The organism is Paenibacillus sp. NPDC058367 (genome assembly GCF_042723305.1).
In the GTDB taxonomy this organism is placed as follows: Bacteria; Bacillota; Bacilli; order Paenibacillales; family Paenibacillaceae; genus Paenibacillus_AQ.
In genome coordinates this window covers 21,600-44,184 of record NZ_JBHXIZ010000013.1, presented here as the reverse complement: position 1 = coordinate 44,184, position 22,585 = coordinate 21,600, and the positions used below count along the sequence as shown (strand labels likewise).

The following is a 22,585-nucleotide window of genomic DNA, read 5'->3' as shown; positions in this document are numbered from 1 at the left end:
GTACCCATCCCGAACACGACCGTTAAGCCCTCCAGCGCCGATGGTACTTGGACCGAAGGGTCCTGGGAGAGTAGGACGTTGCCAAGCACGCAAGATCACTGTTGAGTAATCGACAGTGGTCTTTTTGTTATATTATTGAAGAATTCATTAGGGTTTATTTTGAGATACTACATTAGAGATAGGTGTAAGCATTGGTGATGGGTATGGTGGATTGTATAATTTCACCACTAAATGTCCACTCTGTGCGGACAATAGTCCAATAATTCGCTTACGCGGGAGTCGTTTTTTGAATACCTACTCTGATGATGTAATGTTCTTGACAGTCCAAATGCCCTTTGCTAAGATGGCAATAATATATTTTTGGATAAGCATCTCAAACCTAAATTGAAGATATGAACTTGTTCAACTTCCAGATGTACAGAGTTGTCTGTCGTGAATGGACTTAAAGTCGAAGGTTCTTCTTTTATAAAGTTTGTAGGCGGGTATAATTTAAAAACAACCGAGGAGGAATGACCCAGGTGTGGAAAGATAAGTTTGGTAAAGAAGGTCTGACTTTTGATGATGTGCTGCTGGTTCCGCGTAAATCTGAGGTACTGCCGAAGGAAGTAGATTTGACTACAGTTCTAAGTAAGAATGTGAAGTTGAACATCCCGCTTATGAGTGCAGGTATGGACACAGTCACAGAAGCGGCTATGGCCATTGCTATTGCTCGTGAGGGTGGTATCGGGATTATTCACAAGAATATGCCTGTAGAGCAGCAAGCGGAAGAAGTGGATCGTGTAAAGCGTTCCGAGAGCGGAGTTATTACTAACCCATTCTCTCTTTCAGCAGAACATCTGGTATCCGATGCTGAACTGCTGATGGGTAAATATCGTATTTCCGGAGTACCGATTGTAGACAATGACAACAAACTGGTCGGTATTCTGACTAATAGAGATTTACGTTTTATTCATGACTTTAATATTCCAATCAAAGAAGTTATGACACATGAGAATCTCGTGACTGCTGCTGTAGGCACGACACTTCAAGAAGCAGAAGGCATCTTACAACGTCATAAAATTGAGAAATTGCCGCTGGTGGACGAGAATAACGTTCTTAAGGGCCTAATCACAATTAAAGATATCGAGAAGGCGATTCAGTTCCCTAACGGAGCGAAAGATGCACAGGGTCGCTTACTGGTTGGAGCAGCTGTTGGTATCTCTAAAGATACATTTGAGCGTACTGCAGCGTTAGTGAATTCAGGTGTGGATTTGATCGTCGTCGATTCTGCACATGGTCACCACATTAATATTATTGAAGCGGTTCGCCAAATTCGTGAGTTATATCCTGATCTTACAATTGTTGCTGGTAACGTGGCTACAGGTGAAGCAACCCGTGAACTTATTGAAGCTGGAGCTTCTGTAGTTAAAGTAGGTATTGGACCTGGATCTATCTGTACAACACGAGTTATCGCTGGTATCGGTGTTCCGCAGGTTACAGCCATTTATGATTGTGCAACGGTTGCTCGTGAGTACGGAGTTCCTATCATCGCTGACGGTGGAATCAAGTACTCCGGTGAAATCACGAAGGCTATTGCCGCTGGTGCTCATGCAGTAATGATGGGAAGTATGTTTGCGGGTACAGAAGAAAGCCCAGGAGAATCGGAGCTTTATCAAGGCCGTAAATTTAAAGTATATCGTGGTATGGGCAGTATGAGTGCCATGAAACAAGGTAGTAAGGATCGTTATTTCCAGGATGACGATAAGAAGCTTGTTCCTGAAGGAATTGAGGGTCGTATCGCTTTTAAAGGGCCTCTTTCGGATACCGTTCATCAATTGATTGGCGGACTGCGTTCGGGTATGGGCTACTGTGGGACCAAGTCACTCGAAGAACTTCGGAATGACACTTCTTTCATTCGCATCACAAGTGCCGGACTTCGCGAAAGCCATCCACATGATGTGCAAATTACGAAAGAAGCGCCAAACTATTCCGTGTAATGGACTAGAAAGACTATTTTTTGGACAGACAGGACTATTTCGTCCTGTCTGTCTTTTTTTGCGTGTACCCCTGTGTTAGAATAGAACAAGCTATTGATATGAGGTTTAAAGGAGAGTAGTAATCATTGAAGCACAAACAGAAATTTAACGGTAAGCAATTTATGATTAAGACAGTCACAGTAGGTCTACTTTTAAATATGTTAGTTTCCACTCCGCTTCCGGCATTCGCTGAGGAAGGTACGACTACGACAATACAGGCTGGTACTGCAACTAAGACAACTCAGAAAGCAGTAAAGATCCCTTCTGTGGAATCACTGGGTCTAAATTTGAAATCAGCGGTTCTAATAGAACCAACAACAGGTGAAATTCTTCTATCTATGAATGCAGATGAGGCTTTGCCTCCAGCTAGTATGACTAAGATGATGACAGAGTATCTTGTAGCAGAAGCGGTGAAGACTGGACAGCTTTCATGGGATCAAAAAGTCATAGTAGGGGAAAATGCGTCTAAACAGGTTGGATCACGTATTTTTCTAGCGGAAAATGACGAGCATACGGTTGAAGAGCTGTACATAGCAATGGCTGTCGGATCTGCAAATGATGCTACAGTAGCTTTGGCAGAACTAGTTTCCGGATCAGAATTGGAATTCGTAGAGCTAATGAATCAGACTGCCCAGAAGATGGGGATGAAAACTGCCTATTTTGTTAATTCTACTGGATTAGACAAAGCTGACATGCCTAAGAAGTACCGCTCAACTGATAAAAAAGAAAATGTAATGTCAGCGATGGATGCTGCTATTCTTGCCAAATATATCGTTACTGATCATCCTGATTTTAATAGATTTACAACGGTTCAGTCGTATAAGTTCCGTGAACGTGATACCGCACCAATGATTAACTTTAACTGGATGTTGGAAGCTAACAAGAGTATCCAGAATTTTAAGGCTTATGCTTATGAGGGATTGGATGGTTTGAAAACAGGCCATACCGCTAGAGCAAAATATTGTTTTGCAGGTACAGCTGTACGTGATGGCATGCGTCTGATAAGTGTAGTAATGGGGGCTAATACAGAGCCACACCGTTTTACAGAGACGAAGAAAGTACTTGATTTCGGATTTAATAATTTTGAAATCAAACAGGTCGTGGCCCCTAAAGCAGTGATAGCCGGCAACGAAACCGTGCCTGTTCTTAAAGGGAAAAATAAAAAGGTGTCTGTAGTTACGGATGAAGCTGTTTCGTTTATCGTCCCTAAGGGAACAACCTCCCCTCAAATTAAAACAACTGTTGAAATAAATGATCCAGCAACCTTAGTTGCTCCTATAGAACAATCTGCTAAAGTGGGTAAGGTTACTTATTCCTACCAAGTTGAAGGCATGTCTGATGTTCAGCAGAAGACAGTTAATCTGATTACTGCTGAAGAAGCGGAGAAAGCCGGTTGGTTCAGTTTATTCCTTAGAGCCATTGGAGATTTCTTCGGCGATTTATTTACAGGGATCAAGAACTTGTTCTAATGAATTTAGCATTGAAAATTGCGTTAAATCCGAGTAAGTGGATTGTATATTTCCCTTCATTGGGGTAAAATTACAAGTTAGATTAAGATAGATCATTCGGGGGGCTAGGACATGGAAACTGGAACATCGCGAGTTAAAAGAGGCATGGCAGAAATGCAAAAAGGCGGCGTCATTATGGACGTCATGAATGCAGAACAAGCAAAAATTGCTGAGGCTGCGGGTGCAGTAGCTGTTATGGCATTGGAACGCGTGCCTTCTGATATTCGCGCAGCTGGCGGTGTAGCACGGATGGCCGATCCTACAATTGTAGAAGAAGTTATCAAAGTGGTAAGTATCCCTGTTATGGCTAAGGCTCGTATTGGCCATTACGTAGAAGCAAAGGTTCTGGAATCCTTGGGTGTCGACTATTTGGATGAGAGTGAAGTTCTTACTCCTGCTGATGAAGTCTTCCATATTAATAAACGTGAGTTCACTGTTCCGTTCGTATGTGGAGCTAAAGACTTGGGTGAAGCCTTGAGACGTATTAACGAAGGTGCATCCATGATCCGTACGAAAGGTGAACCAGGAACAGGAAATATTGTTGAAGCAGTGCGTCATATGCGCTTTATCAATAGTCAAATCCGCAAAGTAACTAATTTGTCCAAGGATGAGCTATATAATGAAGCTAAGAACCTGGGAGTTCCTTACGAGCTACTGCTTGAAGTGCATGAGCTTGGTAAGCTGCCGGTTGTTAACTTTGCTGCTGGCGGTGTAGCAACTCCTGCCGATGCTGCCCTGATGATGCATCTAGGTGCGGATGGTGTGTTTGTAGGCTCAGGTATTTTTAAATCGGACAACCCTGAGAAATTTGCCCGTGCGATCGTTGAAGCCACTACACACTATACTGATTACAAACTGATTGCAGAAGTATCTAAGAACCTTGGCGCACCAATGAAGGGGATTGATATTGCAACTCTAACCCCGGCTGAACGTATGTCGGAGCGTGGCCGTTAATAGAGAGAAGGTTGCCGGATGAAAATAGGAGTGCTGGCGCTTCAAGGCGCAGTTACGGAGCATATTGTTAGTATAGAGAAGACCGGAGCAGTGGGCGTACCTATCAAGCGAGTAGAGCAGCTTGAGGAGGTTGATGGCCTAATTATTCCTGGTGGTGAGAGTACAACGATCGGTAAACTGATGCGAAAATATGGCTTCATCGAAGCCATACGTAATTTCTCCCATCAGGGCAAGCCGATTTTTGGAACATGCGCGGGTATGATTGTTCTGGCCAAACAAATTGCCGGCGGCGAACCAGGGCATTTGGAGCTAATGGATATTACGGTGGCTCGGAATGCATTCGGTCGTCAACGGGAAAGCTTTGAATGTGATCTGGAGGTTAAAGGAATTGATGAGCCGGTTCGTGCTGTTTTTATACGTGCACCGCTTATCAACGAGGTAGGCCCAGATGTAGATGTGCTTACAGTCTATAATGATGAGATTGTAACTGCACGGGAGGGTAACCTGCTGGTGTCTTCTTTTCATCCAGAATTGACCGATGATTTCAGACTGCATCAATATTTTGCTGATATGGTAGAGGCTACTAGGCAAGTGCAACAACAGAATCGCATATAAGAACATTCTGACTCTTTCAAAGCTGTAAGCAGCAATTTGAAAGAGTTTAGGCTGTTTTCAGGAGGGAAACTTTGTGTTAGACGTAAAAGTATTACGCAGTGATTACGCTCGAGTTGAACAAGCCTTAGAGAAACGGGGTAAATCACTGGATTTAATTGCTGATTTTCCACAACTTGATCTACGCAGACGTGAATTACTGCAAGAAACAGAAGGTCTTAAGAACCGTCGTAATACGGTATCTGGTGAAGTAGCGAAGAAGAAAAAGAATGGTGAGCCAGCAGATGACCTAATTGCAGAAATGCGTACGGTATCTGACCGAATTAAAGAGCTTGATGACGAAGTGCGTGAATTGGAAGTTCAGATTGCTGAACTTACTATGAGTATTCCGAATATTCCTCATGATTCAGTTCCAGTTGGTAAATCTGAGGATGATAACGTAGAATTGCGTCGCTGGTCGGAGCCAAAGGAATTCGGATTTACTCCGAAATCACATTGGGAGCTTGCGCAGCAGCTCGATATTATTGATTTTGAAGCTGCAGCGAAGGTTACGGGATCTCGGTTTGTTTTTTATAAAGGACTGGGAGCACGTTTAGAGCGGGCGCTTATTAACTTTATGATGGATCTGCACAGTGGTGAGCATAACTATGAAGAAATGCTGCCGCCATACATTGTGAATAAAGACAGCTTGTACGGAACGGGGCAACTTCCTAAGTTTGAGGAAGATCTGTTTAAGTTACGTGATACTGAATACTATTTGATTCCTACAGCGGAAGTACCTGTAACCAACTACTATCGCGAAGAGATTTTGACAGCAGCAGATCTACCTAAGTATCATGTAGCTTACAGCTCTTGTTTCCGTTCTGAGGCGGGTTCAGCTGGCCGTGATACTCGCGGTCTGATCCGTCAGCATCAATTCAACAAGGTAGAGCTGGTGAAGCTTACTACTCCCGAATCCTCTTATGAGGAGTTAGAAAAAATGACAGCAGATGCTGAGCGTGTGCTGCAGCTTCTTGGATTGCCTTATCGCGTACTTGGGCTATGTACAGCTGATATGGGCTTTACATCGGCTAAGACGTACGATTTGGAAGTATGGCTGCCTGAGAGTGGAATGTACCGTGAGATCTCTTCTTGCTCGAATACGGAGGACTTCCAAGCGCGTCGGGCAAATATTCGTTTCCGTAAAGATCCGAAATCCAAACCTGAATTTGTTCATACACTGAACGGATCTGCTTTGGCTGTTGGGCGTACTGTTGCAGCAATTCTTGAGAATTATCAGCAAGAGGATGGTAGTGTTCTGATTCCGGAATGTCTACAACCGTATATGCGCAATGTAAAATCGATCCAACCTAAAACTATTTAAGAAAATAGTTGCTTTTTCTTTGCACCATATGGTACAATTACTAATGCATGTGAAATTTATATGCATTTGGAGAGGTACCGAAGCGGTCATAACGGGGCGGTCTTGAAAACCGTTAGGGTGCAAGCCCACATGGGTTCGAATCCCATCCTCTCCGCCATTCCTTTATGAACTTTAAGAAATAAGCAGATAGAAACCGTCTCCTTTGGAGGCGGTTTTTTTGTTGTGCTTGAACTGGTACAGTTTTAGTTATTGTTTGATGAACCTAGTTCCATTGAGAATAAAAAGATTGATTTCTCCGCAATGTATTAGAGAAGGAGGATGATCATAATTATGGACAGACAATTGGAAGTAGATCAGCATAATCTTGTCTCGGCCTGGCAAGAACGCCTGCCTGCGTTAATGGAGGATGGGGACAGTTTCAATGTACTAGCGGATGATGGTGATCCGAATAGTCTGCTTATTCATTTTAATGCAGCGGGACGTCAAGGGTACTCACTTGATTTTCGTTGCAGGTATGTAGATAGCAGGGAGGTCGCTGTTGATCTGCTTGATGTGGAGCAGAGTGGAATTCATATTGATGAGCATAGTGATGCAGTACAGCTATTAGCACAGCAGTATTCACGACAAATTCACGAATGTGCTCAGGCTCTACAGAATATAACTAATCCTTAGGAGGAATGAACAATGTCAAAGCCAAAAAGTATTCCAGTTCCCGGGGCACAGCCCAACGATGGCCAGCGTAGAAAGGAGCATAATTCTTCTGCACCAGAACCACTTTCTGGCTCTAAAAAGGTGAAGCAGGCTAATCATGTAGACCATCATAATCCGCAAGGATAACAAATAAAAACAATAAGAATTATAAAGAAGTGTTTCTTGATTTTTACAAATAGTTTATGATAAGTGGGGGGAGATTTTTTTTACATGGGAGAGGAGAAAAATAATGAACAAAAAATGGGGTTTGTCGGCCGCGGCACTGTTGCTTACAGCAGCAGTAATTCTGCCGGGATGTGGAAGTAAACAGGAGGCACCAAAAGAGGCTTTGAAATCAGCCGCTACAAAAGCGACTACGATGTCTTCATATGAGATGAAGAGTAAATTCTCGATCAATGACCTAACCATTGAGACGGCTGATGCTGAATCTGCTGCAATGACCACACAGGTACTCAGCATGCTTAAGAACGCTGATATAACTATTGACGGTGTTTATCAGGCTGATCCAATGCAGACAGAGCTAACTATGGTTCTGAATCTCAAGGGCGATATGAGCATGAGCTTCAATGTCCCTATGGTGATGACCACTGAGAAGTTGTATGTTAAGATTCCATCGATTCCGTTCTTCCCGATTCCGGAGACAATCGTAAATAAGTTTGTAGAGGTGGATCTGAAGGCGTTGGCAGAGCAAGAGGGTGCTGAGTTTAATCCAAGTGCTCTTGATACACAGAAAATGCAAAAGTTCTCTAATGAAGTGATGGACACTGTATTAGCGGAATATGATGAAGGAAAATATTTTAATGAGCTTAGTCCAAAGGAAGCAAATTTACCGGAGGGTGTTGAAGCTAAACAGGTCGTTCAGTTCCAAGTGACGAACGATAATGTTAAAGAAGCAATCACCATCTTTGTGAATAATGCCCTGCCTAAAATCATTGATATTGTGAGCAAGGAAGAATACAAGGATATGCTGCAAATTAATGATGCTGATCTGGCTAAGGCTAAAGAAGAGATCACATCAAGTGAAACTAGAACTGAATTCGATAAGAGTTTGGCGGATCTTGATAAGTATCTTACGATTAATCAGTTCCACTACAATACAGCAATCAATAAAGATGGGTTCCCTGTGTTTCAGGATTTACTGATGGACATTAAAGTAAATGATCCTGAAGATGGCACGAACGTAGCCTTCTCTGTAAATGGAACGGGTCAATATGACAAGATTAACGAGAAGCCAGAGTTTAAGATTGGCATTCCTCAAGGTGATGATGTAATTACAATGGATCAACTAGAGGAGCAATTCGGTAGCGTGGGGACTTATTAATAAGAAGTTACGAGAGAAAGACCCGCATGTTGCGTATGATATACGCCCATGCGGGTCTTTTTTTATTAGAAGAATAAGATTTTTAATCCTGAACGAGTCAGTAGAAAGTTATTTGTGTTCATCCGGCAGCATATCTTCGGCTAATATTGCATAGGTTTGATGATCCTGCCACTGGCCGTTTATTTTGAGATACCGGCGGGCGATACCTTCAGGTTTAAATCCGCTCTTCTCCAGCACCCTCCGAGAAGCCTCGTTATGCAATAAGATGGCTGCTTGAACCCTATGAAGACCTAAGGCTCGAAAAGCGTAGCCGAGAACTAATCCGACCGCAGCGGTCATGTAACCTTTTGCCTGCATCCGATGATCCATTAAATAGCCTAAATCAGCATACTGAGCTACACCTCTTGAGACATTAGATAACGTGATTTGACCAATTAGTTGTCCATCAAGCAGATAGACACCGAACATATAGGCTTTGTCCTCCAGAGCATCCTCCAGACGCTGATTGATGATCCGTTGTTGGCTCTCCAAAGTGTAGAATTGCTCATCGCGTTTTGGTTCAAATGGTTCATGTGTTAATCGATTATTCAAACGCAGCTCCAGTAAGTTCTCTGTATCCTTTAGCTCTAGAGGAGAAATATAGATACCATGTGAGGTATGATATAAAGTAAGGGTCATTTCAGGTCTCTCCTTTTTTTAAATATAAGAAAGTATAAGTTTAGCACCTATGCTTTATGTTTTATATTTCTCGCTTAAACGCTTACCGTCCTTATAAGGACGCCGAAGGCGTTTATGCTTGTTTCGATGGTTTTTGACGTAAACGACGAAAGAATGAGGTCAGTAGGTCTGCACATTCTTCTTGTAAAATCCCCTGAATCACTTCGGTGCGATGGTTAAAACGCGGTTCTTCAAGCAAATTCATGAGGGTCCCAGCACATCCAGCCTTAGGATCAGGAGTGCCATATACAGTGAGGGGTACTCTTGATTGTACAATCGCTCCCGCACACATAGGACAAGGCTCTAAAGTAACATACAGCTGGCAATCCAGCAGTCGCCATGAGTTCATGACATTGCTGGCCTCACGAATGGCAACCATTTCTGCATGAGCTGTAGAATCCATTGTAGTTTCTCTTAAATTGTATCCACGTCCGATAATTTCACCATGCCGTACGATGACCGCCCCAATGGGAACCTCCCCTAATGCTTCAGCCTTGCGGGCTTCTGCTATCGCCTGCCTCATCCAGTGTTCATGAACCGCTCGCATATCATCTAGCGATTCACCTGCTTTAATATTCAAGATCATCTTCCCTTCCTTTATATCCATTGTACAACGAACAAATATTCGTTCTTAACAAAATGTGCATAACTCTGTGGATAACCACCTACTTATACACATTTTTGTACACATCGTTTTATAATAAAATGTTTATATGTGCATAAGCTGTGGATGGTTTCTTAAAATATAAGAAAGTATAAGTTTCAAGCTATACTTTATCCTTATATTTCGCGCTTAAACGCTTCCCGTCCGTATAAGGACGCCGAAGGCATTTATACTTGTATATTGTAGAGAAAGACCTTTTGAATTTCAATATTTCTTGAATTGGAACGCTTCATTGAAATGTCTTTTCAAATGTGAGGGCAAAAGGTATGATGTTTATTGTAGGCCCCGCAAGGATTTACCAGTGGATAAGAGGTGAACAAACAGTTTGTCCATAAAGACAAAACTATCTGCTATTATTTTTGGGGCGGTGTTGCTAATTTTAGCACTGAACCTGACATTTAACCTTTATGCCGCCCAAAATAATCTACGGAATGAAAGCATTAATAATATGCAACTAACCGCTATGCAAATGGCCGTTTCTGTAGAACAAAGTAACTATAGCTCTAACTATGTAGAATATCAAATTGCGCATAATTTAAGGATGGCGGCTATCTTTGCCTCCGAAGAGCTGGACCCCGACTATAGGAATGTGACGAATGAAGAACTTAAGGCCCTAACTTCCAAGGTGGGCGTGTCTAATATTTCAATTCTGGTAAAGACTGATAACGATATTGTAATAGCGAGGTCTTCGGTGCCTAGTGATATTGGGGTGTCCACAAAGGACTGGGGGTACTGGTATCTGGCCTTTTTGGAGTTGTTCGATAATCAGGAGGTATCCGTGGGTCAGGGGCAGGCCATGGACCATTTTTGGTCAGGCCCTTTTGATTATTCAACCTACAATCTCGATTTCATTGAAAAGTGGGGATATTACCATGATGAAGAGAGCAACTACATCATAAATCCTGTTATTCTCAATACTGCAGCCAGCGACTATGTCAAGATTACCAATCCCGATCAAATCGCAGCGCAGACTAAAGAAGCTAATCCAGGGATCTTAGAACTCACAGGATTTAACCCGGTAACATTTGGTTCAGCAAGTATGAAGGCTGACGGAACTGACACATTGAATAAGAATCTTGGTAACCGTCCCATTAAGTACGGCACCTATACTTATGGTAATGTGGAGCAGGATAGAACAGCGATGCTATTGGCTCAGGAGAAGCAGAAGCCGGTTACACTGGAGACGAAAGTGCTTGGAAAAAGAGTGCTCAAAAGCTTCATTCCTATCCAATCTCCTGGACTGAAAGCTTATGTGATTGGAGTCGTTTTGGATTACTCCGTGATTTCATCTGTGGTTCATGAACAATTAATTAATAATCTGACAACTTCACTGTTATTACTTACTTTATTCTTGTTATGTAGTTACATACTGTCTGGATTTGTTACTCGTCCTATTCAGGCGATACTTGCCAAAGTCAACGATGTAGCCAAAGGGAAATTCGAGCCTCCACTTAAGGTAACTAGCCGGGATGAGTTAGGGCAACTGGCACTACGAATCAACGCTATGACGGCTCATCTCATGCAGCGCACTAATCGACTCAAACAGACACTGGAAGAGAACCGAGCAGTTAAGGAGCATTTGGAATCGGTTATTAATGGAACCTCTGATGCGATACATACGATCGATATGGACGGCCGAATTACTAGTACGAACAGAGCCTTCGAAGAGCTGTATGGATGGAGTGCCAAAGAGGTGCTAGGGAATAAGCCTTACCTTGTGCCTGCGACAGCGCTTAAGCAGGAGGAAGAGCGGCTTGATGCGTTAAAGAGTGGTGCGGTTCTACCACCAATTGAAACCGTAAGACTTAAACGTGATGGAACAATTGTTGAAGTGAGTGTTAGTACCTCAGTGATTCGTGATGAAGACGGGTATCCGCATTCCTTTATTCACGTCTCACGTGATATGACGGAACGTAACCGAATGGAGGAACTGCTTAGACGCTCTGAGAAGCTGACTACAGTTGGCCAATTAGCCGCGGGAGTAGCTCATGAGATTCGTAATCCTCTTACGACGCTAAAAGGATTTCTGCAGCTTCAACAAGAAAAGCAGATTTTGGTTCCCCTCCATATTGAACTGATGTTGTCCGAGCTCGAGCGGATTAATCTGATCGTAAGTGAATTTTTGATTTTGGCTAAGCCTCAAGCTGTTCATTTCCAGGAAAAAGATGTGCGGGATATCCTTGGTGATGTGGTTTCTCTATTAGACAGTCAAGCTCATTTGTTTGGGATTCAGTTTAGTGCGACATTCTCTGAATATCCATCCACCGTACATTGTGAAGTGAACCAGCTAAAGCAGGTGTTTATTAACATCGTCAAAAATGCTATTGAAGCTATGCCTGATGGTGGTGTAATTTCAATGGAGTTAAGAAATACCTTGGATTCTGTCTTCATTCTTATTTCAGATCAAGGCGAAGGAATTCCTAAGGATATGCTGCCTAAGCTGGGTGAGCCCTTCTTCACCAATAAGGAGTCGGGAACAGGCTTAGGGCTAATGATTAGCCAACGTATTATTCAGGCTCATAAGGGTCATTTGGAAATACAAAGTGAAGTGGGTCAAGGGACAACTGTTATGATCAAGCTGCCTGCAGCTGGTACGGATAGCCCTTGGCTTAATATTAAGGATGAACGGAGTGAAGGACAACGTGAGAATTAATAAATTCATCAGTGAGACAGGGTACTGTTCACGCCGTGAAGCAGATAAGCTGGTGGAAGGTGGTAGAGTTACGATCAACGGACAACCTGCTGTGCTTGGCAGTCAGGCCGTTCCAGGCGATGATGTGAGAATAGATGGTGTTGCGCTTGAATCATCAAGCCAGACGGTTTACATTGCGTTAAACAAGCCAGTGGGTATCACTTCAACTACAGAGCAGCATATTAAGGGGAATATTGTTGATTTTGTAGGTCATCATGAGCGAATCTTCCCGATTGGGCGACTCGATAAGGATTCAGAAGGATTGATTCTGCTTACCAACGATGGGGACATCGTTAACAAGATTTTACGGTCCGAAGGTCGGCATGAAAAAGAGTATGTTGTTACTGTAGACAGACCGATTACGCCATCATTTATTACCGGCATGTCCAGCGGCGTAAAGATATTAGGTGAGAAGACGCTACCTTGTGAGGTCACTCGTATTACAGAGCGTGTATTCCGTATTATTTTGACGGAGGGTAAGAATCGTCAGATCCGCCGTATGTGCAGCGCTTTTGGCTACGAGGTTAGAAAGCTTCAACGCATTCGGATTATGAATATTCGTCTAGGGGCATTACAAACAGGAGAATGGCGTGAGCTGTCTGCTGAAGAGAAGCAAGAACTTGGAGCTACACTGAACTACGAACTTCTATAACCTAGAAGAGTTTTTATTTGAATACAATGTATCAAAAAAGAGCTGTTCCATCGGTCTAAGACCTTGGGACAGCTCTTTATGCTTGTAATAGGATAACCATTATTCATCGGAAGGAGCAATACCTGAGAACTCTTTGGTTTCTTGATATTTACGAATAATGGATACTTCAACCCGGCGGTTCTTACTTCGTCCAACAGCTGTAGTATTTTCAGAAATGGGGTGGTATTCTCCGTATCCAATCGCACTAAATTTCCGTGGATTCAGGTTCGTATTTGTTAGCAAAATCTTCATGAACTGAAGGGCGCGATCGGCGCTCAGGTCCCAGTTGGAAGAATAGTCGCTATTAGAGATAGGGATGTTATCGGTATGTCCTTGCACGACTACATCATAATCCGGGAATTGCTGCAGCATAGTTGAGATGGACTTTGCTAATTGCCGAGAATCATCTTTAACTACTGCCTGTCCGGATGCGAACAACGCGTTATCACTTATCGTAATCATAAGTTGGGATTGATTGAGCTTAGTACTGAGTAGATCGGTAAGGCCGTTCTTACTGATATATTGATCAAACTGCTTCTTAAGCTTCTCTAAATCCTCTTGCTCCTTTTGCCGCAGCTTAGCCATTTCTGTTTGTTCATTTTTCTTGGTTACTGATTTATCCATTTGATCATTTTTTCCTAAATCCTCTTGACTCTTAGATGGCATTGCCGCCCGTTCTTCAAGAACACCTGTACCGCCATTAAGAGCGGAACTGAAGGCTTGACTCATCTCTTCGAATTTTTTGGCATCCGTTGCACTCATAGAATACATTACGATGAACAAGGCTACCAGAAGGGTCATAAGATCAGAATAAGGCAGTAGCCACGATTCATCGGCGTGTTCTTCATGCTCTTCGTGTCGTCTAGTCTTTTTGCTCACCCGATCCACTCTCCTTCTCATCATTTAACTTAGCTCGTTCCGAAGGTGTCAGGAAGACAGCAAGCTTCTGATTGATGGCAATAGTGGATACACCGGATTGTATGGACAAAAGACCTTCGACCATCATCATTCGAACTTCAATTTCACGTTTGGAAAGTCGTTTCAGCTTATTGGCAATAGGATGCCATAATACGTAACCTGTAAAGATACCGAGTAGTGTTGCGATGAAGGCAGCCCCGATTGCTGCAGCCAATTTGTTCATATCACTCATATCAGCCAGAGCGGCGATAAGTCCGATAACGGCCCCGAGTACGCCAAGTGTAGGAGCATACATACCTGCTTGTGAGAAAATGAGTGCACCTGCTTTATGTCTATCCTCTGTGGCGTGGATGTCCTCCATGAGAACATCGCGGACAAAATCCTGATCATTTCCATCAATAATCATCCGCATGCCATTTCTGAGGAAGTTATCTTCTATTTCATCGACTTTCGACTCAAGAGCCAGCAGACCTTCACGCCGTGTAATAGAAGCCCACTCCATGAACATAGTAATTAATTCGGGTTTACTGATTAATTTCTTTTTGACAAAAATCATTTTAAACAGACTTGGAATCTTCTTGACCTCCGAGAACGGAAAGGCCATAAAGATGGAAGCTGCCGTACCCACTAAGATAATAACGTAAGCAGCAGGTGTGGCTAAAGCGTGAAGAGGAGCGTGCTTGAGGATCATACCCCAAATAACTGCAACTAGACCAAAAATTAAACCAAGTATTGTTGAAATTTCCATTATGCACCTCGTCCATGAGATTATAAGATGTGTTCCGACAAAGCCGCGTATATCATCCTTGAAACAGCGGCAAGGCACTCTGTTCGAAACCGAATAACGTATATTCTTATTTATCGACATCATTCCGTTTTTTGTGAAGTCATTTTTTCGGCTATAATGGATAAGGTAAGTAATTATTCATCTGTGGAGAAAACGGAGTGATACATGTGGGTGTAAAGCATGGTAGAGATTACGGTGAAATCCTAACGGATTTGACTGAGGCTGTCGGAAGAATTTCCGATGGGTACTTATTTTTTGAAATGGATCCAGAAGAGTGGCAAGAATTGCCGCAGGAATCCAAGATGGAGGTATGGGAGGCACTGGCTGAGGATCTTTTCTTCGCGCTGGGTAATGAACCTATGATTGAGGTGGGGAGCGGCGTTATCATCTACGATAAGGACACGCACCGCATTAATATTTTAGTCGGAGAAGAGGATTTAGCCTCTGTTGTTTTGATTTAAGAAGAGGGGGCGGTGGGGCGTAATTTGCCCGTAGTTAGTAGCCCGTGTTAAAATTGGTGTAGCCGAGTTATAATCGCTGGGATTCTTGAATACATTTAATCGAAAATATTGCCTTTATCCTGGCACATCCCTTGGACCTCAGAAGCTAAGGGATGTTTTGTTTAACGAATATGACGAGTAAAGGGACCTGCGGATTTTACTGCAATTTTTAGTAAGGGAGGAAACGAATTGTTATTTACGGAAGAAGAACTGCGTGAGCAGATCAGCAAGCTGGAAGGTTGGAAGCTGGAAGAGAATACCATGGTGCGAAAATATATGTTCAGCCAATATATGAAGGGTATTGCTTTCGTTGATGAAGTAGCCACCATTTCAGAAGCCTTTGATCACCATCCACATATTACGATTGATTATAAGACAGTGACTTTACGACTGAAATCAAATGAGGAAGACGGTATTACAGCTCTAGATATTCGAGAGGCACATGAATTTAATGAAGCCTTTGAGAAAAATCGTTAGTGTCACCCAAACTCATAAATAAACGCCCGTGCGCAGATAGTGAACTATCTTCTGGCACGGGCGTTTTTAGTTGCTTAGGTAGTAGTTACTGTTACTTTTTCTCTGAGAGCCAGAGGGCGACGTTTGCAATCTCCTCAGGGGCTAGCTTTTCTTTAAAGGAAGGCATTTGACCGCGTCCTTTAGTGACGATACTGTAGATTTCTTCAGCATCATGCTGACCGCCTTCATTTTGAAGACTGGGTCCAACTCCACCTTGAAGCTGATCGCCGTGACAGGTGATACAGCTGGCTTTCACGGTTGCTTCGGCCTTTGCCGCATCCAATTGGACTTCCGGCATCGTCGGCTTATTCTGTTCAGCTACCTCTTCTTTACCTGGAAGTGTAAACATAAGTACTACCGCAAAGGCACAGGCGGCAAAAAACAAACCGCTCATGATCCATTTCTGCATCCCAGTTCGTCCCTTCTATGTAAGCTGCTCCCTACATTATAGCTCAAGGTGAAGCGTTATCATAGGGTTTGTGACAAAAAAATGAACGATAATGCCATCAAATCATTGAAAAATATGGAATTTAATATTATTTATCATAGACCATGCAATAAAAAGGTTTGTTTCCTGTGGGGGTTAGGCGTTCATACGTATCGGTAATCGTAAATCCACACTTTTGGTAAGTTCGGATCGCCCGCTGGTTCCAGGTCAATACCTCTAGATCAATCTCACGCTCAGGATAACGAAACAAGGCTGCTTGCACAATTGCATCCATGAATATTTTTCCTAGACCTTTACCGCATAGATCAGGGCGCATACCAATCCCCAAGCGAACAACACCTTCCATTGGAAACAACTGCGCGAATCCACACAAAATCCCTTGCCCATTTAGTATGGAGACATATTGCTCATTCCGTAGCTGAGGGTCACCGAACTCGATTCCAAGAGCCTGCATTTGCTCCCACGGCATCCAGCCGTAAATATTATAAGGGGCAGTGTAATCCCAGTTGCAAATCTCTTCCGCGTGACTGGTCTCCATAGGCGCTACATGAAAAGTAACAGAGGGATTTATCATAAGGTCAAAGGACCTCCTTTCACGGGCGAACTTTAAATGTCTTATATTTCTAGCTTAAAATACTTATGGTCCTTATAAGGACATCGAAGGCGTTTATGCTTGTAACTAATTATATACAAAAAAAGGCATGGTCGACTCAGAAATTTATGAGGATTATTGTTTTACAAATTCTGAGAGGGGTAAATACTAAATAAGACAAAAAACAAGCTCTTCCCCAAGAATCAACATCTTGGAAAAGAGCCTATGTACGATTTACTTATTGAACATCATCATTATCTTCTGTCTCAGAAGCAACAGAATGATAAGCATCCGTGCTCATAATTCGTTTAGCACCGATGTAGCGTTTCACGTAGTAGCTATCACTCAGGGAGCTAATCGTTACACCGCGTGAGGAAGATGCGTGTGCAAACTTGCCTTCACCGACATAAATACCGACATGGGAGACACCCTTACCACTTGTATTGAAGAATACAAGATCACCAGATCTTAAATCATCTTGGGAGATAGCAGTACCCATTTGATACTGGGAACCTGATTGGTGTGGTAGGTTTATACCAATTTTATCAAATACATACATTGTAAATCCGGAGCAATCAAATCCATTTGTGGAGATGCCGCCGGATACGTACTTAGTTCCGATGGTCTTGTCGATCACTTTATCCATTTTGGAATCCGCGAAAGCGCTTCCTGCTCCGATGGTGAAAATAATGGAAAAGCTAAGTACTGCTGCTGCTAGCTTCTTCTTCAAAAGTTTATACCCCTTCCGGATGCCTACGAGGTTAGCTTAAGGGTTCGGTTGAAGGTCCCCTATGACCCCTCTAAAAATGGAGGTCAATTCACCCAAAGTTGGTTCCCCCGTTTTCCTAATAGTTAGGAAACTCGGCTGATACTGTTGATTAGGAATAGCTTGTAATCAATACATGACAAAACCTTTGTAAATAACAACTTAATGATTACAAAAATGTTACTAAAATCTTACTGCAGTTATTGTAACAAACAGAGTGCCGCTTGGCAATCGTTTTTAACATAATCATGCAGAAAAATTCGTTTTTTTAAAGACAAAATGCATATGTAAGCGATAATATTAAACTAATTTTTATATTTATTGAAATTTTTATCAAATAAAAGTGTTTAAAGTCCGTTCAAGAGGTGTAAAGAATATAATAAGGCAAAAGAAAACCTGGATTCGATTAAGTCAATAATCAAACCCAGGTCTATATAATGTAATTGTGAGATTATAGTTGTGGGGAAGTATTAATCGTAGGCTATAGCTTGATATGAGGAAGTACTCATTACTCTTTTAGCACCAACGTAGCGATTGGCCCAGTAGGATTGGCTAAGTGAAGTGATGGTCACGCCATATGAAGATGATGATTGTGCGAATTTTCCGTTTCCAACATAAATGCCGACATGGGATACGCCGTTGCCCAATGTGTTAAAGAAAACTAGGTCACCTGAACGTAATTTACTTTTGGCTACAGGAGTTCCGACATTATATTGAGCTTTTGAAGTACGGGGCAAAGAAAGACCCACCTTCTTGAATACATACGTAGTAAATCCAGAACAGTCAAACCCGGCAGTGCTAGTGCCTCCGGTTTTATAGGCAACTCCAATTGTCTTTGAAATAACACTGTCCATCTTAGAATCTGCAAAGGCACTTCCTCCACCAATAGAGAACGCCATCACAAGTCCTAGCGCCGCAGCGACGCATGCTTTTCTTAAATTCTTCAAAAAAATTGTACCCCTTCCAATGCCTGTGAGGTTAGCTTAAGGATTCGGTAGAAGGTTCCCCTATGATCACTGCAAAGCGAGATCAATTCACCCAAAATATGGTTCCCCCACTTCCCGGTGCAAGGAATTCGGCGTTTTATGCACCAGATAGTGACTTATCGACATGACTACGACAAATACATGAAGTTATGTAGAAATCGTTTCAAATGATTACAAACTTGTTACCAATGGAACAGGACTTATTGTAACAAAGTCTTTACGATTTTGCAAATCCTCATAATTTGTCTATAACGCGAAAGAGTCCCAGCTCCTGATTCAGGAACCGGGACTCTTATATTATGTTCTGTAATGCTTCAAATTATTGTGGAAATGCTTTACTGTGCCATAGATGATATTGAGCTGAAATTCCCCACATTTTGAAGAGTGTTGAGGGCAGTGATGAAAGTTGACGAATAAGAAGTGCTGGTAGGCCAGGACAGAAGATACCCGTTATTCCGCACACTAGCAAAAGGATCAGGCCTGCTGCACCAAGTATGATTGAAATTCCTATTGCCGGAATCAGCGACTTCAAGCAAATGAATAAGGAGGAGAACATCCCCGTGCCGCTGGTATACCCAAACTGCATATATAGAAGGAACAGGCGCACGATAAAGATGTATATAAGCCATGCCAATACGTATGGAACTAGATGAAGTAACAAAGAGTAGTTCAGAAAGGAGGACAAGAATAGCCCGTACATTTTTGGAGCAAGCCAGTATAACGGAAGTAGAGCCAGCGCCCATTCGATTAGACTGAAGATAAACACTGGAAATCCATAAAGCTTCATACCTGGAAAAAAGAACAGGCCACGCTCTCCTTTTCGCTCCTGATGGAGTTCATGCAGTAATCCTGCCCTTATGAAGGGGGAGAGTAGCAGTCGTAAGACAACAAGCCCTAGGAACATCCATAACCAAGTACGTATCGCAGGATCTGTGTTCAAGTTGAACTGCCCTTCGACATAATAGAGTAGTCTGCCCATTCCGCTGCCTCCAGCGTCTTTATCTGGATAACGCAGTAGAATTGGAACGATAGCAGACCGGATGAAGCCGTACATAAAGTAGCCCCAGAGCAGTCGGTAGATGAAGAGCAGAATCAGAATATAAAATTGCTCCTTCATGCTTTGCCAGCCGCGGGTTATCGATGTTCTCACAATCATTCACCTCACCAGACAAGAGTTCCGAGCACGGTTTCAACTAGTTTAGTTACACTTAATGTCCAGCGGGAGAGCGTTTTGGGCTCTATTTCCGCCAGTCTGAAGTTATTAAGATGCTTGTTTTCTAACAGAATGGTATGCTCAGGATCAACCTCAGCAGAGAGAAGAAGCTTATCGCTTAACAATTGGAAGGTAGTCTCTGCTCCTTCACCGCTCCAGACCCGCTCTGTAGCAGAGCCATCGGCGAATGTGAATTTAATGGGAACGTCAACGTAATGGCTCCCTTTGTTTGTAATCTTTACTATGGATTCATAGCTCTGAGCATCGCTGTTGCCATTCTTTTTAATCGTAATCGTATCTACTGAGAAATCAGGAGCACCACCACCATAAATATAATCTTCGAAATAAGGCTGCCATGATTTTTTGGTTACCTTCTCAACGACTTTTTGAAAATCAGACGTAGTGGGGTGCTGGAAACGGAATTTACGTGTGTAAGTGGACATGATGCTGTTCATTGCCTTAGTGCCTACTTGGCGCTCAATATCCTTAAGTACTAGCTTTCCGCGAATATACACATTCCGGCTATAGGATTCTGCCCCGGCATATTTCCATGTTTCTAAATTTAGCGGCTCTGATTTGGTCACCAAGCTGGACTGAAGAGGGAGATTCGTTTTGATGCCATATTCTTGCTCCATGAGTCTGTCTTCAGCATAAGAAGTGAAGCTTTCATCTAGCCAAGCCTCTTCGAATTCATTGCTGGCTACCATGCCGTAAAAGTATTGATGGCCAATTTCATGAACGACGGTTCTTTCAAGTGAGGTGTCAGGAGAAGAGTCTGTGGCTCCAAATGCTGTAATGAGTGTTGGATACTCCATTCCTCCAGCCCCATTCCCCTCCTTAGGCGGAACGATAATAGACAGAGTCGAGTAGGGATAAGGACCATACCATTTGCTGAAGTAGGTCAGAGCTGCCTTAGCGGCCTGAAGGTATCGTTCCTTTAAGTCTTTGTGTAATGGATCGAGATACACCTTAATCCGTACACCAGGCACTTCTGGCGTAGAGAAGGCTTCTTCGGCTACTGTAAAATCAGGGGATGCCGCCCACGCAAAGTCATGGACATCGTCAGCGTAGAACTGATATATTTTTTGATCTTGCTTTAGCTTGGCATTCTTCACAGGAAATCCGGTCGCAGCTACCGTGTAGTCGGAAGGAACCGCAATCGTTACATTAAAGATGCCAAAATCGCTGTAAAACTCAGAGGTGCCGTGATACTGATGCAAATCCCAGCCTTCCTCCTTAACCCCACGTGTGCCCATAGGCTCGTATACACTAAGTTTAGGGAACCATTGCCCAGCCATCACGAAATTGCCTGATGCGCCCATACGGGCAAATATTTTGGGGAGCTGGACCTCGTACTGGAGTTTAAGCGTGACACTTTCTCCACCATTAACCGGCTGTGGGAGATGCACCTTTAGGAGTGTCTTATCGTTGACGTTACCATCATCGGGTTGTACAAATTGCACTCTTTGCATTAGTGATGTTCCTTCTGTTGTGCGCAAATCGGTTAAAGTCATACTTCCGAAGCCGTTCTCTGGCATGGTGTCACCTCTGAGCGTTCCCCCGGACTCCTTCATAAAGGTAGTATCTGGTGAAGCAAAAGCATTTGGATACATATGAAAATATAGATCACTTACCGGTTTTACACCGGGGTGTGTCCAGGTTACCGTCTCAGAAGCGATTAAGGTTTCTGTATCAGGAACAAGCTGAACATCGATGTGATACTCGACAACTCGTTGACTTAATGCCTCTTCTGCTGGAACGGGGGCGCTTTCAGGCAGTGTCTGTTGTGGTGCAGCTGCAGGAGCTGTGCCGCTTGAGGACTTGGCCTCTTTTGAAACAAAGCTAGTAACAGAAGATGTGGAGTTATCCCCCGAATAGACCCATATGCCTCCTAATAGCACGAGGGTGGCCAGGGTCGCAAAGATGATGATGTACCTTAATGACAGTGACTTCATAGTGTGATTCCTCCCGTGACAAGCATCTACGGGATGTATATGTTTGCAATCGCCGCATTATTAGCTAAAATTAAATTATTCGTAAGAGGAAGGGTGTGCACTCGTGGACAACATACAACCGGAGGGCAAGAAACAGATTGCCTTAAATATTGTGAATGCCAAAAGTAAACATAAAGGCTTTGGAGCGGGCTCTATAGAGCTCAATAACGTATCGCCTGTCATTATTGATGGCGGTGAAGCAGTCATTGATATTGGTGCCATGCATGCCAAGAGTAAGGTTGAAAAGGGGATTAAATTCTCCATGAACCGTGAAGATGTACCTAATGGTAGACAGGTTTGGGTAGTATGGGTAGCAGTGGACCGTACACAGGATAGTCAATTCTATGGTGGAATAACGGCCTGCGAAATGTGGATCGATACGGAAGCACGTCGCGGTTGGAAAATTCTCGCCGAGCATGTCAATAAGTTGGATGCTGCTCTAAAACGTAAAATCGATGTGGGAGGGCTTGGCGCAGTTGAAAAAGCTGCCCTCAAATCCCTCTTGATCTCTCATAATGAGGCATGGTGGACTGCGTCCTCCGATGAGCTTAAGGCTGCACTGACCGAGTAGGAACGAATTACCCGGTCAAGGTTACCTGATACAGAAAAAAGGCTTC

The 22,585-nt window shown here is 43.1% G+C and carries 23 protein-coding genes, 1 tRNA gene, 1 rRNA gene and 2 riboswitches; of the genes, 15 read left to right on the top strand and 10 right to left on the bottom strand.

Going from position 1 to position 22,585, the window contains the following annotated elements; translation table 11 throughout:
- From rrf to ACFWMP_RS31170, 10 genes are all read left to right on the top strand, one after another.
- Positions 1 to 87, top strand: a 5S ribosomal RNA gene (gene rrf, locus ACFWMP_RS31215); the annotation flags it as partial.
- Positions 88 to 518: 431 nt separating this feature from the next.
- Positions 519 to 1,976, top strand: coding sequence for an IMP dehydrogenase (gene guaB / locus ACFWMP_RS31210; protein WP_379426158.1), 1,458 nt, complete (start codon positions 519 to 521; stop codon positions 1,974 to 1,976).
- Positions 1,977 to 2,137: 161 nt separating this feature from the next.
- Positions 2,138 to 3,484, top strand: a complete 1,347-nt coding sequence (locus ACFWMP_RS31205) for a D-alanyl-D-alanine carboxypeptidase family protein (RefSeq protein ID WP_379426162.1) — start codon at positions 2,138 to 2,140, stop codon at positions 3,482 to 3,484.
- Positions 3,485 to 3,595: 111 nt separating this feature from the next.
- Positions 3,596 to 4,477: a pyridoxal 5'-phosphate synthase lyase subunit PdxS gene (pdxS, locus tag ACFWMP_RS31200; protein ID WP_042123186.1), complete on the top strand. Its 882-nt coding sequence runs from the start codon at positions 3,596 to 3,598 to the stop codon at positions 4,475 to 4,477.
- Positions 4,478 to 4,495: 18 nt separating this feature from the next.
- Positions 4,496 to 5,092, top strand: a complete 597-nt coding sequence (gene pdxT / locus ACFWMP_RS31195) for a pyridoxal 5'-phosphate synthase glutaminase subunit PdxT (RefSeq protein WP_379426155.1) — start codon at positions 4,496 to 4,498, stop codon at positions 5,090 to 5,092.
- Between the two features lie 73 nt (positions 5,093 to 5,165).
- On the top strand, positions 5,166 to 6,452 hold the full coding sequence (gene serS, locus ACFWMP_RS31190) for a serine--tRNA ligase (protein WP_076301054.1): 1,287 nt from the start codon (positions 5,166 to 5,168) through the stop codon (positions 6,450 to 6,452).
- A 68-nt stretch (positions 6,453 to 6,520) separates the two neighbouring features.
- A tRNA-Ser gene (locus ACFWMP_RS31185) sits at positions 6,521 to 6,609 on the top strand.
- Positions 6,610 to 6,782: 173 nt separating this feature from the next.
- Complete coding sequence (locus ACFWMP_RS31180; RefSeq protein ID WP_042183934.1) at positions 6,783 to 7,124, top strand: hypothetical protein; 342 nt, start codon at positions 6,783 to 6,785, stop codon at positions 7,122 to 7,124.
- 12 nt (positions 7,125 to 7,136) lie between these two features.
- Positions 7,137 to 7,289, top strand: coding sequence for a small acid-soluble spore protein P (locus tag ACFWMP_RS31175; RefSeq protein WP_042183936.1), 153 nt, complete (start codon positions 7,137 to 7,139; stop codon positions 7,287 to 7,289).
- A 103-nt stretch (positions 7,290 to 7,392) separates the two neighbouring features.
- Positions 7,393 to 8,484, top strand: coding sequence for a hypothetical protein (locus ACFWMP_RS31170; protein ID WP_042183938.1), 1,092 nt, complete (start codon positions 7,393 to 7,395; stop codon positions 8,482 to 8,484).
- Between the two features lie 108 nt (positions 8,485 to 8,592).
- On the opposite strand, the gene ACFWMP_RS31165 is transcribed toward ACFWMP_RS31170, so the two are convergent.
- Both ACFWMP_RS31165 and tadA read right to left on the bottom strand, forming a co-directional pair.
- A complete protein-coding gene (locus ACFWMP_RS31165) occupies positions 8,593 to 9,162 on the bottom strand; it encodes a GNAT family N-acetyltransferase (protein ID WP_042183940.1) in 570 nt (189 codons plus the stop codon).
- A gap of 112 nt (positions 9,163 to 9,274) precedes the next feature.
- On the bottom strand, positions 9,275 to 9,787 hold the full coding sequence (tadA, locus tag ACFWMP_RS31160; RefSeq protein ID WP_076301051.1) for a tRNA adenosine(34) deaminase TadA: 513 nt from the start codon (positions 9,785 to 9,787) through the stop codon (positions 9,275 to 9,277).
- Positions 9,788 to 10,190: 403 nt separating this feature from the next.
- Here tadA and ACFWMP_RS31155 point away from each other — a divergent pair, with 403 nt between their 5' ends.
- Both ACFWMP_RS31155 and rluF read left to right on the top strand, forming a co-directional pair.
- Positions 10,191 to 12,518 carry a sensor histidine kinase gene (locus ACFWMP_RS31155; RefSeq protein ID WP_042183942.1) on the top strand — a complete coding sequence of 776 codons (2,328 nt, stop codon included), beginning with the start codon at positions 10,191 to 10,193 and terminating at the stop codon, positions 12,516 to 12,518.
- Entirely contained in the window at positions 12,508 to 13,209 is a 702-nt protein-coding gene (gene rluF / locus ACFWMP_RS31150; RefSeq protein ID WP_042183944.1) for a 23S rRNA pseudouridine(2604) synthase RluF, read from the top strand. The genes ACFWMP_RS31155 and rluF overlap by 11 nt, the downstream gene beginning before the upstream one ends.
- A 99-nt stretch (positions 13,210 to 13,308) precedes the next feature.
- Here the strand turns inward: rluF and motB are convergent, their stop codons facing one another.
- A complete protein-coding gene (motB, locus tag ACFWMP_RS31145) occupies positions 13,309 to 14,127 on the bottom strand; it encodes a flagellar motor protein MotB (RefSeq protein WP_042183946.1) in 819 nt (272 codons plus the stop codon).
- On the bottom strand, positions 14,111 to 14,914 hold the full coding sequence (gene motA, locus ACFWMP_RS31140; RefSeq protein WP_042183948.1) for a flagellar motor stator protein MotA: 804 nt from the start codon (positions 14,912 to 14,914) through the stop codon (positions 14,111 to 14,113). The genes motB and motA overlap by 17 nt, the downstream gene beginning before the upstream one ends.
- Positions 14,915 to 15,120: 206 nt before the next feature.
- Here motA and ACFWMP_RS31135 point away from each other — a divergent pair, with 206 nt between their 5' ends.
- Both ACFWMP_RS31135 and ACFWMP_RS31130 read left to right on the top strand, forming a co-directional pair.
- Complete coding sequence (locus tag ACFWMP_RS31135) at positions 15,121 to 15,414, top strand: hypothetical protein (protein WP_042131745.1); 294 nt, start codon at positions 15,121 to 15,123, stop codon at positions 15,412 to 15,414.
- 228 nt (positions 15,415 to 15,642) lie between these two features.
- Positions 15,643 to 15,930: a 4a-hydroxytetrahydrobiopterin dehydratase gene (locus ACFWMP_RS31130; protein WP_042123209.1), complete on the top strand. Its 288-nt coding sequence runs from the start codon at positions 15,643 to 15,645 to the stop codon at positions 15,928 to 15,930.
- Between the two features lie 91 nt (positions 15,931 to 16,021).
- Here ACFWMP_RS31130 and ACFWMP_RS31125 read toward each other — a convergent pair whose 3' ends face one another.
- The 6 genes from ACFWMP_RS31125 to ACFWMP_RS31100 form a co-directional block, all read right to left on the bottom strand.
- The gene (locus tag ACFWMP_RS31125) at positions 16,022 to 16,378 is read right to left on the bottom strand and encodes a c-type cytochrome (RefSeq protein ID WP_042183950.1); all 357 of its coding nucleotides are present in this window, start codon (positions 16,376 to 16,378) and stop codon (positions 16,022 to 16,024) included.
- Between the two features lie 127 nt (positions 16,379 to 16,505).
- Positions 16,506 to 16,991, bottom strand: a complete 486-nt coding sequence (locus ACFWMP_RS31120; protein WP_379426149.1) for a GNAT family N-acetyltransferase — start codon at positions 16,989 to 16,991, stop codon at positions 16,506 to 16,508.
- Positions 16,992 to 17,247: 256 nt separating this feature from the next.
- Positions 17,248 to 17,739, bottom strand: coding sequence for a C40 family peptidase (locus tag ACFWMP_RS31115; protein ID WP_042183954.1), 492 nt, complete (start codon positions 17,737 to 17,739; stop codon positions 17,248 to 17,250).
- Between the two features lie 5 nt (positions 17,740 to 17,744).
- Positions 17,745 to 17,886, bottom strand: a riboswitch (cyclic di-AMP (ydaO/yuaA leader).
- A gap of 359 nt (positions 17,887 to 18,245) precedes the next feature.
- Positions 18,246 to 18,674: a C40 family peptidase gene (locus tag ACFWMP_RS31110; RefSeq protein ID WP_042193080.1), complete on the bottom strand. Its 429-nt coding sequence runs from the start codon at positions 18,672 to 18,674 to the stop codon at positions 18,246 to 18,248.
- 53 nt (positions 18,675 to 18,727) lie between these two features.
- Positions 18,728 to 18,866, bottom strand: a riboswitch (cyclic di-AMP (ydaO/yuaA leader).
- A 214-nt stretch (positions 18,867 to 19,080) separates the two neighbouring features.
- Positions 19,081 to 19,911: a hypothetical protein gene (locus ACFWMP_RS31105; RefSeq protein WP_042193082.1), complete on the bottom strand. Its 831-nt coding sequence runs from the start codon at positions 19,909 to 19,911 to the stop codon at positions 19,081 to 19,083.
- 11 nt (positions 19,912 to 19,922) lie between these two features.
- Positions 19,923 to 21,929, bottom strand: a complete 2,007-nt coding sequence (locus ACFWMP_RS31100) for a M1 family metallopeptidase (RefSeq protein ID WP_379426146.1) — start codon at positions 21,927 to 21,929, stop codon at positions 19,923 to 19,925.
- Positions 21,930 to 22,032: 103 nt separating this feature from the next.
- Between ACFWMP_RS31100 and ACFWMP_RS31095 the strand changes: the two genes are divergently transcribed.
- Positions 22,033 to 22,539 carry a YwhD family protein gene (locus tag ACFWMP_RS31095; RefSeq protein WP_042183958.1) on the top strand — a complete coding sequence of 169 codons (507 nt, stop codon included), beginning with the start codon at positions 22,033 to 22,035 and terminating at the stop codon, positions 22,537 to 22,539.
- Positions 22,540 to 22,585 lie beyond the last annotated feature (46 nt).